The organism is Phycicoccus sp. Soil802 (genome assembly GCF_001429605.1).
Taxonomy (GTDB): domain Bacteria; phylum Actinomycetota; class Actinomycetes; order Actinomycetales; family Dermatophilaceae; genus Pedococcus.
Genome location: NZ_LMSS01000004.1, coordinates 26493 through 41672, shown reverse-complemented (window position 1 = coordinate 41672; position 15180 = coordinate 26493). Strand labels below are relative to the sequence as shown.

Annotated in this window: 14 protein-coding genes; 1 reads left to right on the top strand and 13 read right to left on the bottom strand. The window is 69.5% G+C overall.

Translation table 11 applies throughout. From position 1 onward, the window contains the following. Positions 1–42 precede the first annotated feature (42 nt). From ASG91_RS09275 to ASG91_RS09255, 5 genes are all read right to left on the bottom strand, one after another. Positions 43–1095, bottom strand: coding sequence for an ABC transporter ATP-binding protein (locus ASG91_RS09275; protein ID WP_056922372.1), 1053 nt, complete (start codon positions 1093–1095; stop codon positions 43–45). After that, positions 1088–2116, bottom strand: coding sequence for an ABC transporter ATP-binding protein (locus tag ASG91_RS09270; protein ID WP_157606270.1), 1029 nt, complete (start codon positions 2114–2116; stop codon positions 1088–1090). The genes ASG91_RS09275 and ASG91_RS09270 overlap by 8 nt, the downstream gene beginning before the upstream one ends. 32 nt (positions 2117–2148) lie before the next feature. Further along, a complete protein-coding gene (locus ASG91_RS09265) occupies positions 2149–3078 on the bottom strand; it encodes an ABC transporter permease (RefSeq protein WP_056922370.1) in 930 nt (309 codons plus the stop codon). Next, on the bottom strand, positions 3071–3997 hold the full coding sequence (locus tag ASG91_RS09260) for an ABC transporter permease (RefSeq protein ID WP_056922369.1): 927 nt from the start codon (positions 3995–3997) through the stop codon (positions 3071–3073). The genes ASG91_RS09265 and ASG91_RS09260 overlap by 8 nt, the downstream gene beginning before the upstream one ends. A gap of 250 nt (positions 3998–4247) precedes the next feature. Then, positions 4248–5909 (bottom strand): ABC transporter substrate-binding protein, encoded by a 1662-nt coding sequence (locus ASG91_RS09255; protein ID WP_056922368.1) that lies wholly within the window; start codon positions 5907–5909, stop codon positions 4248–4250. A gap of 356 nt (positions 5910–6265) precedes the next feature. Here ASG91_RS09255 and hisN point away from each other — a divergent pair, with 356 nt between their 5' ends. Continuing rightward, positions 6266–7057: a histidinol-phosphatase gene (hisN, locus tag ASG91_RS09250; RefSeq protein ID WP_056922367.1), complete on the top strand. Its 792-nt coding sequence runs from the start codon at positions 6266–6268 to the stop codon at positions 7055–7057. A 37-nt stretch (positions 7058–7094) separates the two neighbouring features. Here the strand turns inward: hisN and ASG91_RS09245 are convergent, their stop codons facing one another. The 8 genes from ASG91_RS09245 to ASG91_RS09210 form a co-directional block, all read right to left on the bottom strand. Beyond that, positions 7095–8486 carry a pitrilysin family protein gene (locus ASG91_RS09245; protein WP_056922366.1) on the bottom strand — a complete coding sequence of 464 codons (1392 nt, stop codon included), beginning with the start codon at positions 8484–8486 and terminating at the stop codon, positions 7095–7097. After that, positions 8483–9769, bottom strand: coding sequence for a pitrilysin family protein (locus ASG91_RS09240; RefSeq protein ID WP_056922365.1), 1287 nt, complete (start codon positions 9767–9769; stop codon positions 8483–8485). The genes ASG91_RS09245 and ASG91_RS09240 overlap by 4 nt, the downstream gene beginning before the upstream one ends. A gap of 67 nt (positions 9770–9836) precedes the next feature. Continuing rightward, a complete protein-coding gene (locus ASG91_RS09235) occupies positions 9837–11261 on the bottom strand; it encodes an NAD(P)/FAD-dependent oxidoreductase (RefSeq protein ID WP_056922364.1) in 1425 nt (474 codons plus the stop codon). Between the two features lie 181 nt (positions 11262–11442). Then, complete coding sequence (locus tag ASG91_RS09230; protein ID WP_056922363.1) at positions 11443–12510, bottom strand: lytic murein transglycosylase; 1068 nt, start codon at positions 12508–12510, stop codon at positions 11443–11445. Positions 12511–12738: 228 nt separating this feature from the next. Beyond that, positions 12739–13251 (bottom strand): methylated-DNA--[protein]-cysteine S-methyltransferase, encoded by a 513-nt coding sequence (locus ASG91_RS09225; RefSeq protein WP_056922362.1) that lies wholly within the window; start codon positions 13249–13251, stop codon positions 12739–12741. A gap of 42 nt (positions 13252–13293) precedes the next feature. After that, the gene (locus ASG91_RS09220; protein WP_056922361.1) at positions 13294–13716 is read right to left on the bottom strand and encodes an HIT family protein; all 423 of its coding nucleotides are present in this window, start codon (positions 13714–13716) and stop codon (positions 13294–13296) included. A 99-nt stretch (positions 13717–13815) separates the two neighbouring features. Next, positions 13816–14580 (bottom strand): hypothetical protein, encoded by a 765-nt coding sequence (locus ASG91_RS09215; RefSeq protein WP_056922360.1) that lies wholly within the window; start codon positions 14578–14580, stop codon positions 13816–13818. Further along, positions 14573–15157, bottom strand: a complete 585-nt coding sequence (locus ASG91_RS09210; protein ID WP_157606266.1) for an RNA polymerase sigma factor — start codon at positions 15155–15157, stop codon at positions 14573–14575. The genes ASG91_RS09215 and ASG91_RS09210 overlap by 8 nt, the downstream gene beginning before the upstream one ends. Positions 15158–15180: the final 23 nt, after the last annotated feature.

Genomic DNA, 15180 nt, shown 5'->3' with positions numbered 1-15180 from the left:
TCCTGCGCAGGAGGGCGGCACCGTGGTCGTGCGGCGAGGCGGTCAGGCGCCTGCGGTCTGCGCCTTCGGGTCGATCTCGGTGAGGTCGATCGTCTCGATGATCTCGCGCGGAGCGGCGAAGTGGCAGGCCGACAGGTGCTCCGCGACGCCGTCAGGGCGCGGCTCGAGCAGCGGGATGTCGGTCTTGCACTTGTCCTGCGCCTTCCAGCACCGGGTGTGGAAGCGGCAGCCGGACGGCGGGTTCGCCGGCGAGGGCACGTCGCCCTTGAGGACGATCTGCTCGCGCTTGTCACGAAGGGTCGGGTCGGGCACCGGGACGGCGGACAGCAGGGCCTGCGTGTAGGGGTGGGTGGGACGACCGTAGATCTCGTCCTCCTCCCCCAGCTCTGCCATCTTGCCGAGGTACATGACCCCGACGCGGTCCGAGATGTGCCGGACGACGGACAGGTCGTGCGCGATGAAGATGTAGGACAGGCCGAGCTCGTCCTGCAGCTTCTCCATCAGGTTGACGACCTGCGCCTGCACCGACACGTCGAGCGCGGAGACCGGCTCGTCGCAGATCAGCACCTTGGGGTTGAGCGCGATGCCGCGGGCGATGCCGATGCGCTGCCGCTGGCCACCGGAGAACTGGTGGGGGTAGCGGTTGATGTGCTCCGGGTTGAGGCCCACGAGGTCGAGCAGGTCCTGGACTGCCTTGCGACGACCCTTCTTCGGCACCACGTCGGGGTGGATGTCGAAGGGCTCCCCCACGATGTCGCCGACCGTCTTGCGAGGGTTGAGCGAGGTGTAGGGGTCCTGGAACACGATCTGGATGTCGCGACGCAGGCGGCGCATCGCGCGACCCTTCTGGGCGTACATGTCGACGCCGTCGAAGACCACGCTGCCGGAGGTGGGCTCCTCCAGACGCATCAGCAGGCGTCCGAGGGTGGACTTGCCACACCCGGACTCGCCGACGATGCCCAGCGTCTCACCCTTGAGGAGCTCGAAGCTGACGCCGTCGACGGCCTTGACGTTGCCCACGGTGCGACGCAGGACACCGCCCTTGATGGGGTAGTACTTGACCAGATCGGTCGCAGTCAGAATGGCCTCAGCCATTGAGGACCTCCTCGGCGAAGTGGCAGGCGCTCTCTCGGCCGGGGACGACCTCGAGCAGGGCAGGACGGTCTTCGCGACACACGTCCTGGGCGTACTTGCAGCGCGGGTTGAACGCACAGCCATTGGGGATCCGCATCAGGTTGGGCGGCAGGCCACCGATGGCGGCCAGCTGCTGCCCCTTCTGGTCAAGACGCGGGATCGACTCGAGCAGACCCTTGGTGTAGGGGTGCGCGGGCTTCCGGTAGAGGTCGAAGACGTCGGCCCGCTCGACGATCCGACCGGCGTACATCACCGCGATCTTGTCGGCGACGTCGGCGACCACACCGAGGTCGTGCGTGATGAGAATGAGCCCCATCTGGCGCTCCTCCTGGAGCTCCTGGAGCAGCGCCATGATCTGCGCCTGGACGGTCACGTCCAGGGCGGTGGTCGGCTCATCGGCGATGAGCACCGCCGGGTCGAGCGCGATCGCCATCGCGATCATGATGCGCTGGCGCATACCGCCGGAGAACTGGTGCGGGTAGGCCTTCACCCGCTCCTTCGCCGCGGGGATCTGCACGCGCTGCATGAGCTTGACCGCACGCTCGAGGGCGTCGGACTTGTTCATGCCACGGTGCACCCGGAACATCTCGGCGATCTGCCAGCCCACCGGGAACACCGGGTTGAGCGAGGACAGCGCATCCTGGAAGACCATCGAGATCTCCGGACCCCGGGTCCTGCGACGCTGCTCGGGATCCATCGTGAGCAGGTCTTCACCGCAGTAGCGAATCTGGCCGTGCGGGATCACCGCCGGCGGCATGTCGAGGATGCCCATGATCGCCTGGGCGGTCACGGACTTGCCCGACCCGGACTCGCCGAGAATGGCCAGGGTCTGACCCTCGTAGAGGTCGAAGTTGACGCCGTTGATCGCCCTGGCGATGCCGTCGGGGGTGTGGAACTCGACGTGGAGGTCCGCCACCTGGAGCAGCAGGCCGTCCTTCGGCGCATAGGTGTGACCCGAGGACTTCGCAGACGCCCGAGCCATGGTTTCAGAGGTTGTCATCTATCTCTCTCCGCTCAGCGCGACTTCGGGTCGAAGGCATCACGGACGGCGTCGCCGAGCATGATGAAGGCCAGCACGGTCAAGCTCAGGAAGAGGCTGGGGAACAGCAGGATGTGCGGGGTGGTCCGGAGCGCCACGATGGCATCCGAGATGGCCACACCCCACGAGACGGCCGGCGGGGTGAGCCCGATCCCCAGGAAGCTCAGGGTGGCCTCCACCGAGATGAACACACCCAGGTTGATGGTCGCCACGACGATCATCGGGGCCACCGCGTTGGGAAGGACGTGCGCCCGGATGATCCGCCACGGGCTCGCCCCGAGGGCCCGGGCAGCCTGGACGTAGTCGTTCGGCTTGACCTGGAGGACGCTGGACCGCATCAACCGGGCCAGGCCCGGCCAGCCGAACAGCGACAGGACGAGGACGACCTTGCCGACCACGACGAGGTAGGGCGAGTCCACGGTGTTCGGGAACGTCGCCATGAGCAGGATGCCGCCGAGCAGCAGGGGGATGGCGAAGAAGATGTCCGTGATGCGCGAGACCACCGAGTCGAGCCAGCCGCCGTAGTAGCCCGCGGCGACACCCATGGCGCCCCCGATGAGCACCGTCACGATCGACGCGAACACACCGACCAGGATCGAGGCGCGCGCACCGTAGATGGTGCGTGAGTAGATGTCGTAGCCCTGGATGTCGCGCCCGAACCACGCATTGCCATTGGGACGCTGGCGTGCCTCCTTGAGCACGGCCGCGTTGGGGTCCACGTTGGTGAACAGTGACGGCCACGCGGCCATCAGCACGAAGACCACGATGAGCACGACGGAGACCCAGAAGATCGGGTTCCGCTTGAGCGAGCGCCAGGCGTCCGAGGTCAGCGAACGAGCCTCGTCCTGGCCCTGGGAGGGGGCGCTGGTCTCGGCGCCAACGGCAATGGTCGATGCCTCAGTCATGGGTGATCCTCGGGTCGAGCACGCCGTACAACAGGTCGACGAGCAGGTTGGCGAGCAGGAAGACGAGCACGAGGACCGTCACCGTCCCGACCACGGCCACGCCGTCGTGGTTGTGCAGGCTGCTGAAGGTGTAGCCACCGACGCCCTGGATGTTGAAGATCCGCTCGGTGACGATCGCGCCACCGAGGAGGCCGCCGAAGTCGGCGCCGATGAAGGTGACCACCGGGATCAGGGAGTTGCGCAGGGTGTGCAGGCCGATGGCCCGGCGGCGGGTCAGCCCCTTGGCGACCGCGGTGCGCACGTAGTCCGCACGCAGGTTCTCGACCAGGTTGGTGCGGGTCAGCCTCGCGACGTAGGCGATCGAGCCGCTGCCCAGCACGAAGGCCGGCAGCAACAGCTCGTAGAACGTCGCCTCCGGTGACACCGTCACCGGGAAGATCTTCCACCTGACGCCGAGGTAGTACTGGAGCGTCGCGCCGATCACGAAGATCGGGATGGCGATGACGAAGAGGGTGCTCACCAAGACCAGGTTGTCGACGAACCTGCCCTTGCGGATACCCGCCAGCACACCCGCGAAGACCCCGATGATCGTCTCGAAGATGATCGCCATACCGGCGAGCTTCGCGGTCGTGGGGTAGCGGGTCTTGAGCTCGTCGGCCACCTTGATGCCGCGGAAGTTCGTACCCAGGTCGCCCTGGGCGACGTTGACCATGTACTTGGCGTACTGCGTCGGCAGCGGGTCGTCGAGGTTGTGCTCGAGGCGGAACTTGGCGACGAAGGCCGGGGCACAGGGCCGCTCGCCACACATACCTGCCGTGGGGTCTCCGGGCAGTGCGAAAACCATGGCAAAGATAATGAACGTGGACCCAAGCAGCACCGGGATCATCTGGAGCAGTCTCCGAAGGATGTACTTGTACACGTCACCTCCCTTGATCTGACGCCGCCGGGTGGGGTGTTCCCGGAGCGTGGCTGGACTAGCCGTGAACGGGGCGATGCCTGCACGCCCGTGTGCATCTCACAACATAGTCGTATGGATGGTGTGGGTGTCAGGAGGCGGGGTAACCCCTCGACTGACCCCGGACAGGCCGTCGGCCTGCCGGCACTGGGCCGGCAGGCCGACGACGCTGCCTCGGTTCCCCCACCCGGAGGGTGGGGGGACCGGGATGGGCTTACTTGAGCGCCAGGGCGGAGAAGTCGATGGTGCCGAACGCAGTGACCTTCACGTTCGTGACCTTGTTCGACCAACCGAACTGGGCGGTGGAGTACCACATGGGGATGGAAGCCATGTCGCTGGCGAGAACGCCCTCGGCCTCCTGGTACTTGGCGTTGGCAGCGGCGCCGTCCTTGGCAGCCGCGGCCTCCTTGAGGAGCTGGTCGAACTGAGCGCTGCTGTAGTCGCTGTCGTTCGACCCGGCACCGGTGCCGTAGAGCGGGGCGAGGAAGTTCTCGATCGACGGGTAGTCCATCTGCCAGCCGGCGCGGAACATGCCCTTCATCTTGCGCTCCGTGATCTGGCTACGGAACGTGGCGAAGTCGACGACCGGGGTGGCGACACAGTCGACACCGAGGGAGGTCTTGATCGAGTTGCAGGTCGCCTCGACCCACGCCTTGTGCGAAGCGTCGGCGTTGTAGGAGATCGTCATCTTGCCGCCCTTGAAGCCACCGGCCTCGTCGAGCTTGGCCTTGGCCTTGGCGGGGTCGAAGACACAGGACTCGCCACAGGCGTTGGCCTTGTAGCCGTCGACGACCGGGGAGACCCAACCGGTGGCAGGCTCACGCGTGCCGTTGAAGATCTGCTTGACGATGGTCGGCCGGTCGATGGCCATGGAGATCGCCTGACGGAGCTTGACGTCCGAGTAGTTCGGGTCCGTCTTGGCCGGCGGGAAGTTGATCGCCTGGATGACGCCGACAGCCTTGGACAGGTTGCGGTCCGGGAGGTCCGTCTTGTACTTGTCGTCGATCAGGGCCGAGGACGGGATCGTGTCGATCACGTCGAGCTGGTTGGCGATGACGTCGTTGTAGGCCGCGTCGTCGTCCTGGTAGATCTTGAACGTGATGTTGTCGAGCTTGCCGCCGAACTTGCCCGAGTAGTCAGCGAACTTGCTGATCTTGATCTCGGTGTTCTTGGTCCAGCTGTCGAACTTGTACGGGCCCGCACCGATCGGCTTCTCACCGAAGGCCTTCGGGTCGTTGAAGAACGAGTCCGGGACCGGCGCGAAGGCGGTGTAGCCAAGGCGGACCGGAAGGTTCGAGACCTTCTCCTTCGTCTTGATGGTGAAGGTGTAGTCGTCCTTCACCGCGAGACCGGACAGCTTGTTGGTCTTGGCCTTGCCAGCGCCCGCACACGGGTCGTCACCGGTGCCGGTGCACTGCGTTTCCGCGTAACCCTCGATCGGGTCGAAGAAGTAGCTACCCAGCGCGGCGTTCTCGCCAGCTGCCACCCAGTTCCAGGCGTCGACGAAGTTCTTCGCCTTGACCTCGGTACCGTCCTGGAACTTGTAGCCCTTCTTCAGGGTCACGGTGAAGTTCTGGTTGTCCGGCGTCTCGATCTTGTCGGCGATGTCGTTCTCAGGGGCCGCGGTCTCGGGGTTGTAGTGCACGAGCTTGGCCGAGATGGCGTCGAGCACGTTGCCGCCGCAGGTCTCGTTCGTGTTGCCCGGGACAAGGGGGTTCTGGGGGTTGCACCCGCGGACCGTGACAGCCCCGCCGGTCTTGCCAGCGGCGCTGGAGCTGGTGTCATCGCTGCTGTCGCCGCCGCCGCAGGCTGCAGCAAGCAGCGCGACGGAAGTGATACCAGCAAGCATGGCCACCGTGCGAGTAGTTCCTCGCATTGACGTCCTCCTACTTAGGGTCTGCCGCCCAGATTGATGGGCGGTCGGTCCGGGCTGTGCACCGAGTGGAGCGCAGCCCTGTAACGCACAGGGCGTTCGTGTTGTGGCACCCATGAAAGGGCAAGCAGGGAGTAAAGGCGACGCTCTGGGCCAACCCGAGACAAAAACGTGATCGTCCTGCCGCCGACTTGAGAGCAGATCTTCGGCGCGGATGCCTTTTGTACCCATTTGGTGCTATTTGATTTGGAATGCCCCTCGGCCGCCGACCGGGTCGCCCAAGCCCCTCCGACGCCGTGGACGGCGCCGTCGAAGCCGGGGTCCACCGCCGTGGTGCGCCGACGGGCTAGCGTGGCCGGGTGCCCTACGACGACGACCTGCGCCTTGCCCATGTCCTGGCCGACGCGGTCGAGCGGATCACCATGTCCCGCTTCCGGGCGCACGACCTCGTGGTGGAGTCCAAGCCCGACCTGTCCCTGGTCAGCGACGCGGACAAGGACGCCGAGGAGCTCGTCCGGTCGCAGCTCAAGCGGACCCGACCGCGCGACGCCGTCGAGGGCGAGGAGTTCGAGACCACCGGTCACGGCCCGAGGCGCTGGGTCATCGACCCCATCGACGGCACCCACAACTTCGTGCGCGGGGTCCCGGCCTGGGCGACGCTGATCTCACTGGTCGACAACGACATGCCCGTGCTCGGGCTGGTGGCCGCCCCCGCCCTGGGGCGACGGTGGTGGGCCGCCAACGGCTCGGGCGCCTGGTCCGGGCGCAGCCTCGCGGCTGCGAAGCGGATCCACGTGTCGGCCGTCTCCGACATCGCGGACGCGTCCATCTCCTACTCCAGCATCAAGGGGTGGCGTGACGTCGACCGGCACGACGAGTTCCTCCAGCTCACCGACGACTGCTGGCGCAGCCGCGCCTTCGGTGACTTCTGGTCCTACATGCTCGTCGCCGAGGGCGCGGTCGACATCGCCGCCGAGCCCTCCCTCGCCGTCTACGACATGGCCGCCCTGGTCCCCATCGTCACCGAGGCCGGCGGTCGGTTCACGTCGCTGGCCGGCAAGGACGGGCCGTGGGGTGGCAACGCGCTGGCCACCAACGGCCTGCTGCACGACCAGGTCCTCGAGCGGCTGGGCACCGGCGCCCGCGCCTGACGCACAGCGCCGCACCACCCAGCAGGGCCGCCGTCGCTCAGGCGGGGACGACGCTCACGTCGCCGACGCCCAGGGCACGCACGCCATCGGCATACGAGCTCGCGTCGCCGACCACCACGATGGTCCACTCCCCCTGCACCCACTCGCGGTAGGCCGCGGTGAGCTGCTCGCCGTCGAGCCGGCGCATGGCCTCGAGGGTCCGGGTGGTGAAGTCGGTGGTGAGGCCGTCGAGGGCCATCAGGACGGCCTCGTCGGCGACCGCGTCGGCCGTGGCGAAGCGGCCGGGCGCCGTCTTGCTGATGAAGTCGACACCCGCGCGCACCTCCTCGGGGCTGAACCCCTCGCGACCCGACGCCAGCAGGTCGAGCAGGAGGCGCACCGACTCCACGGTCGCGTCGGCCCGCACCGAGCCGGACGTCAGGAAGAGTCCTCCGACCCGACGGGGGCGGAAGACCGAGCGGATCCCGTAGGTGTAGCCCTTCTCCTCGCGCAGTACCGCGTCGACGCGCGCGTTCGGGGAGCCACCCACCATGAAACCCAGGACCGGGTATGCCGCCCAGCCCGTCGTCGTGTGCCGGTCCGGTCCCGCCCAGCCCACCAGGAGCTCGCTCTGCACCGATCCGGGTCGGTCGACGAGGACGACGCGTGCCGCGTCGACGGCGCGCCGGGGCGCCGTCGCAGGCGGGGCCGGCACGTGGCTGGCGTTGCGCCAGGTGCCGAGGGTGTCCTCGGCCAGCGTCACGACGTCGAGGCCGGTGAGGTCGCCGGCCACCACGGCGGTCATGCCGGTCGGGCCGACCCGCTCGGTGTGGAAGTCGACGATGTGCTGTCGGGTCAGGGCGGAGATGCTCTCGGTGGTGCCGGCCGTGGGTCGGGAGGCCCGGTCGGCCCCGTCGAAGAAGGTGTTGATGAACTCCTGCGCGGCCCGCTGAGGGGCGAGGGCACGCTCCTGCTCGATCTGGGCGAGCCGGGTCTTGCGGTGGCGGTCCACCTCCGGCTCGGGGAAGACCGGCTCGGCCAGCGCCTGGCGGAGCAGGTCGAGGGCCTCGGCGAGCCGGCGTTTCGGGACGTCGAGGTCGACCCCGAGACCACCGTCGGTCACCGAGGCGCCGAGGGCAATCCCCTTGCGCTCCAACAGTTCTGCGAACTCCTCGGGCGAGTGCTCGGCAGTGCCTTCGTCGAGGAGCCTGGCCATGATGCTCGCGACTCCCTCGACCTCGCGGGGCTCGACGGACAACGGGAACGGCAGCACGGTGCGCACCGAGATGACGTACTGCCCCGGGATGTCGTAGGCCACCAGCTCGATGCCGTTGGACAGGGTGTGCCGCGCAGGCGTCGCGAACCGCCACGCGCCGGGGGGCTGGACGGGGGGCTCGGGTGGGGTGCCGTCGTCGAGCGTGCGGTCGACCACCTCGGTCACGTCGCTCATGCCACCGCCTCCTCGTCACGGACGGACAGGTGCCGGACGACGGCCCTGCTCTCGGGTCGCAGCCAGCGCGACGCGGCGGCACGGACGTCGTCCGGCCCGACCTCGCCGATCCGGTCGAGGAAGGTGTTGACGAACTGGCCGTCACCGTGGAGCAGCACGTGCTGGCTGATCAGGTCGGCCCGCTCCTCCTGCCCTGCCAGCGCCGACAGCCACGAGCGCTCGGACTGGGCCATCGCGGACTCCATCTCGACCTCGGTGGGTCCCTCGACCACGAACCGCTCCAGCTCCTCCACCACGGCTGCCTCGATGGCCTCCGGGTCCTGGCCGTCGGCGACGTCGACGACGAGGAACCCCAGCGAGACACCGTCGACGAAACCCATCGCGTGCGCCTGCACGGAGTTGGCCACCTGCTCACGGCGGACCAGCCGCTGCACCAGCCGGGAGGTCGAGAGCCCACCCAGCGCGTCGATGGCCAGACCTGCCGCGAAGAACTCAGGGGTGTTGTCGACCGGGAGCCGGAAGGCGATGTGCAGGCGGTCGTTGGGGACGTGGCCCGGCCGGTCCACCCGCACCGGGTCGGCGAGCGGCTCCAGGGGCGGCACTGCGGGCCGGGCCGGCTCCGCCGATGGCAGCAGGTGGCCGAAGTAGCGCTCTGCCGCGGCGAACCCCTCCTCCGGGGTGATGTCGCCGACGAGGGTGAGCACGCTGTTGTTGGGGCCGTAGTAGCGGCGGAAGAAGTCGTGCACGTCGGCGAGGCTGGCCGCGTCCAGGTCCTCCATCGACCCGATCGTGGGGTGGTGGTACGGGTGCCCGGCGGGGAACACCGCGGCGTACACCTCGATCAGGGCCGTGCCGTAGGGGACGTTGTCGTAGCGCTGGCGCTTCTCCTCCTTGACCACGTCCCGCTGGTTGTCGAGGTTCTCCTGCGTGACCGCGTCGAGCAGGTGCCCGTGCCGGTCGGCCTCCATCCAGAGGGCGAGCTCGTAGGCACCCTTGGGGATGGTCTCGAAGTAGTTGGTGCGGTCGAACCAGGTCGTCGCGTTGAGGCGCCCGCCTTCGGCCATCAACCGGGTGAAGTGCTCACCGCTGGCGATGTGCCGTGACCCCTGGAACATCAGGTGCTCGAACAGGTGGGCGAAGCCGGTGCGCCCCGGGACCTCGTGGCGCGACCCGACGTTCACCCAGATGTTGACGGTGACGGTGGGCACGGAGGCATCGGGCGAGACGACGACCCGCAGGCCGTTGGCCAGCGTCGCCTCGTGGATCGGGTAGTCCAGCGGCATGGCGCCACCCTAGGCGAGTCACCCGCCGCGCACGTGGCATCTCACGCAGCGGGCACGTCGAGACGGCTCAGAGGATGCGACTGCCTTCTTCGCGTGCCTGTGCCACGGACTGGGTCGGAGACTTCTTGTCGGCGGCGACTCGCGGCAGCGACGGTGCGTAGCCCGAGCCGAGCTGCTCGATCGCCGTGCGGGCGAACACCTGCTGCTCCGTCACGGTGCGCTCCGAGCGACCGCGACCGAGGAAGCTGACGGCCCAGTGCAGGAGCGTGGTCAGGCGGTGCTTGAAGCCGATGATGTAGACGAGGTGGACGGCCAGCCACAGCACCCACGCGACGAAGCCCGTGAACCGCAGGTTGCCGATCGAGGCAACCGCGCTGAACCGCGAGATCGTGGCCATCGAGCCCTTGTCGTGGTACTCGAACGGACCCTTGGGCTCCTTGCCTGCGAGTCGGCGCTTGAGCTGGTCGGCGGCATACCGCGAACCCTGGATGGCGACCTGGGCGACGCCCGGGTAACCCTTGAGCGAGGCCATGTCACCGACGACGAAGACCTCGGGGTGGCCGGGGAGCGTCAGGTCGTCGTTGACGGCGATGCGTCCGGCGCGGTCGAGCTGCGCACCGGACTGCTCGGCGAGCTGGGCACCGAGCTCGGACGCCTGCACGCCGGCGGCCCAGACCTTGCAGACCGACTCGATCCGGCGTTGCGTGCCGTCGGCGTCCTCGACGTCGATGCCGGTGGCGTCGACGCCGGTCACCTTGGCCCCCAGCTGCACCTCCACCCCGATCTCGGCGAGCCGCTTGGCGGCCTTTGCGCCGAGCTGGTCACCGAAGGCGGCCAGCACCGTGGGTGCGGCGTCCAGCAGCACGATGCGGGCGCGGCTGGTGTCGATGTTCCGGAAGTCCTTGCGCAGCGTGCGACGCGACAGCTCGGCGATCTGGCCGGCCATCTCCACACCGGTCGGACCGGCGCCGACGACCACGAACGTCATCAGCCGCTCGATCTCCTTGGGCGTGCTCGCGAGCTCGGCCCACTCGAACGACCCGAAGATCCGGCCGCGCAGCTCGAGGGCGTCGTCGATGGACTTCATGCCCGGGGCGAACTGCGCGAAGTGGTCGTTGCCGAAGTAGGACTGACCCGCGCCGGCTGCCACCAGCAGGGTGTCGTAGGGGGTGACCGTGTCGCGGTCGAGGACGCGGGACGTCACCGTCTTCGCGGTCAGGTCGATCTTCGTGACGTTGCCGAGCAGCACCCGCGCATTGCGTTGGCGCGCAAGGACTTCCCGCGTCGCGGGCGCGATCTCGCCCTCGGAGAGGATGCCGGTCGCCACCTGGTAGAGGAGCGGCTGGAAGAGGTGGTGCGTGGTCTTGGCGATCAGCGTGATGTCGACGTCGGCACGCTTGAGGGCCTGCGTGCCGAAGAGCCCGCCGAAGCCGGAACCGATGACGACGACCCGGTGACGCGACGTTGTTGTGGGCACCTGCTGCGAGGTCATTCCACCACTCTCCTGTGAAAGGCGAAGGACGGCCACCCCTGGTCGGGGCGCCGTCCTCGCTGACGTCTGCTGTGCGGACCAGCAGTCACTCTCGTCAACGACGCTAGACCCCTTGGTATGCCGTTCGGTCACCCCCCTGCGCGAAGTGCGACGCGCGTCACGTCGCCGTCCCACCCCCTGGTCAGCCGGCGGGTGACGGCTCGGGGTCGGGCGGCGAGCTGGTGGACGAGGCGGGGGGCGGTGTCGTCGTGGTCGGGGCCGGGACGGTCGGCTCCGGAGTGGGGTCGATCGGTGTCGTCGTGGGCGGCGTCGCGGGCGTCGTGGGTGGCGGACCAGGCTGCGTCGGCGTGGTCGACGGGCTGCTCGTGGTGGGGGTGTCGGGTGGGTCTGACGCGGTGGGAGGGGGCTGCTTCGTGGGGGCCTTGGTGGGCGTCGACTGGGCGTGCTCGGTGGCCTGGTCCGCCTTCTCCGCCTTGTCGTCGTCGGGTTCGGGCTCGCCGAGCGCGCTCGCCCGGCCACCCGACCCGACCCGGAACGCCACGCTGGTCAGCGCGGCCAGGCCGTGCTGGCGGAAGTACGAGACCCACTCCAGCACCGCCGAGTGGTACGCGCCGGACTGGTTGTAGGACAGCACCGCCGACCTCAGGTCACCCGTCCTGGACAGGTCTCGCCCGCCGAGGCAGAGGTAGCCGGCCGTCGCGAGGGCCGCGTCGAAGACGTTCTGCGGGTCGCGGCGTCCGTCACCGTCGCCATCGCGGCCGGCCCAGCGCCAGGTGCCCGGGAGGAACTGCAGCGGCCCCATCGCCCGGTCGTACTGGCCGTCTCCGTCGTAGCTGCCGCCGTCACTGTCGTGCACCACCGCGAACGGCCCGCCATCCAGCAGCGGCCCGTAGATCGCGGGCGTGACCCGGTGCGCCGGCGTGACCGACCGACCACCGATCGAGCCCGACTCGACCTGCCCGATGGCGGCGAGGTGCTCGGGCCGGAGGTGGCAGCTCTGCGGTGACCGGGCCACGGCCCTCCGGTAGGCGGCCGCCAGGACGGCCTGGGGCGTCCCCGGGGCGGGCGAGCTGCCGTGGGCACCGGTGCGCGGGGGTCGGGGCGGCGGCTGGCGCAGGCCGGTCACCAGCGAGGTGGGCGGTCCGGTGTGCTCCAGGGCCACGGCCTCGGCCGGCGCCAGGTCGTCGAACGAGTACAGCGCCGGCACGGCGACGAGCGCCGGGGTGGTGAGGTCTGCGGCGGGTCGCACACGAACGTCGGTCGACCGGCCGGCCGGGGGCGACGTGGAGGCACTGAGGAGCACGGTTGCAGCCGCGAGAACCGCCGCGCCCGCCCGGCGCCTCCGCATCCACATGGCGCCCCCTTTCCACCGTGGATCCTCCCGGTCGTGACCACACCGACAGGCACACTCCAGGCAATGCCGGACGAACGGACGAGCACCAAACGGACACGGGTCACACCTGTCACAGGTCAGCCGTCAGAACAGGCGGTGCGCCTCGTCGGCGGGCGGCTCCTCCAGCGCGAGCAGGAACCGCTTGCGGTCCAGCCCTCCCGCGTAGCCGACCAACGTGCCCTCAGCCCCGATCACCCGGTGGCAGGGCACGATGATGCTGATCGGGTTGCGGCCGTTGGCCCACCCGACCGCCTGGCTGAGGTTGACGTCACCCAGGACCCGGGCGAGCTGGCCGTAGCTGCGCGTCTGCCCGTAGGGGATCTCGCGCAGCAGGGCCCAGACCTTGAGCTGGAACTCGTCGCCGCGGGGTGCCAGCGGCAGGTCGAACTCGGTGCGCTCCCCCGCGAAGTACTCGGCCAGCTGGGACGCGGCAGTGCGCAGCACCTGGTCGGCCGACCCCGGCTCGGCGGCCGCACCCAGGGTCTCGTCGGACGGGTCGCGGTCGGGCAGGGCCATCAGACACCCCACCAGGGCGCCGTCCTCGGCCACGAGGGTCAGCTCGCCGAGCGGCGAGGGCGTGACGAGGTGGCTGCGCACGGAGCCGATCCTGCCAGCCCCCGGTGACAGGCGCCGGGTTGGTCAGCTCGGAGGTGGCGGGAGGACGGCAGCCAGCCGCGCGGCATACTCCTGCGCCTCGTCGTCCGAGGCGTAGGTGGTGCGGGGCCAGAAGAAGCCACGCAGACCGTCGCCCTTGGTGCGTGGCACGACGTGCACGTGGAGGTGTGGCACGGACTGCGAGACGACGTTGTTGACCGCGACGAACGAGCCCTGCGCGCCGAGACCCGCGACCACGGCGCCGGACAGCCGCTGGGCCGCCCCCATCAGCACGGGGAGCAGCTCAGCGGGCAGGTCGACGAGCGTGTCGACGTGGATCTTCGGCACCAGCAGGACGTGCCCCTTGAACACCGGTCGGGTGTCGAGGAAGCCCAGGGTGAACGGTTCGTCGAGCACCACGGTCGCCGGCAGCGCGCCGTCGAGGATCCGGCAGAACAGGCAGTCCACGAGCGGACTCTAGCCCGGGCGCGCCCACCAGTGCCTGACCGGTGGTCACCCCGGACGGCTCAGGGGCAGCCACCGGTCAGGCGTGGTCAGGAGTGCGGCTCAGTCGTCGTCGTGCGACCCGCCGTCGTCACCCTCGTCGTCACCCTGGTCGTCGCCGTGGCCGCTGCCGTGGTCCTCGCCCTGGTCGTCGCCGTGGTCCTCACCCTGCTCGTCGCCCTGGTCCTCGCCCTGCTCGTCGTCGTCACCACTCTGGTGGGCCGCCGTCGAGTGCTCGGAGTGGTGGTCGACCACGCCTCCGCCGTTGACATCGGCGTGCTCGTCGTCCTTGCCCTTGCCGTCGTGGTGGTTGGCCGAGGCGACCGGGTTCGCCGTGTGCGTCGCGGCGTCCTCGTCGGTGCTCTCGTCGTCGGACGTGTCCTCGGTCTCGGGGGCCTCGGTCTCGGGGGCCTCGGTCTCGGGGGCCTCGGTCTCCGGGGCCTCGGTCTCGGTCTCGGTGGACGTCGACGTGGTCGTGTCGCTCGGGTCGTCCTGCTGGACCTGCGCGGGCTCACGGTCGGGGGCGCCACCGGTCGCGGCCACGGCGACGCCGCCGATGGCCGCCAGGGCGAGGGCTGCGCCGACGGCCACGGCAACGCGGCCGGCTCGGCGGATGGGAAGTCGGACAACGGTCACGAGATCGCTCCTCTGGGGGGATGTGGTGCCCAGACCCTGACCTGCGGGTTCGTCGAGGAAGGCGGCCAGCTCGGCGCTGGCCGCCACCGGCCCCTGCGAGGCCAGGGCACGCAGCGCCTCGACGGCAGGGGCCGCCGGGTCGCTGGCGGGCACGTGCAGTCCGCGGGGGGCGAGGTCTTCGGGTTCAGGCATGACGGGCGTTCAATCGCGCGAGGGCGTCCCGGGGATACGGGTCCGGCGAGAGTTTTCTCCGCAGCCGCGCAAGCGCCCGGTGCTGTAGCGACTTCACGGCGCCGAGGTCCTTGCCGAGCACGGCCGCCGTCTCCTCGAGGCTGAGCTCGGCCACCACCCGGAGCGCCAGCACGGACCGCTGGTCGGAGGTGAGGGTGCCCAGCGCCGCCACCACCTGCTCGTCGGCGATGGCCGCGAGGGCCGCGCTCTCGGCCGAGGGGGAAGCTGGTTCGGACCCCAGGTCATCGAGCGTCAGCCAGGTCCCGCGGCGGGTTCGCTGCCGGTGCCAGTCCACCTGCCTGCGGTGGGCGACGGTGAAGACGAGCGCGCGGAAGGCTGCTCCCCCGCCGGAGAACCGGTCCATGTGCCGGAACACCGCGAGGAAGACCTCGCTCGTGACGTCCTCGGCGTCGGCCACGCCGTGCGAACGGAGGTACGCGGCCACTCGGGGCGACAGGTCGAGCCAGAGCTGTCCGAACGCAGGACGGTCGCCCGCCTTCGCCCGGGCGACGGCGGCGTCCATGAGAGCACTGTCCACGGTCTCCACCTCCACTCGCACCC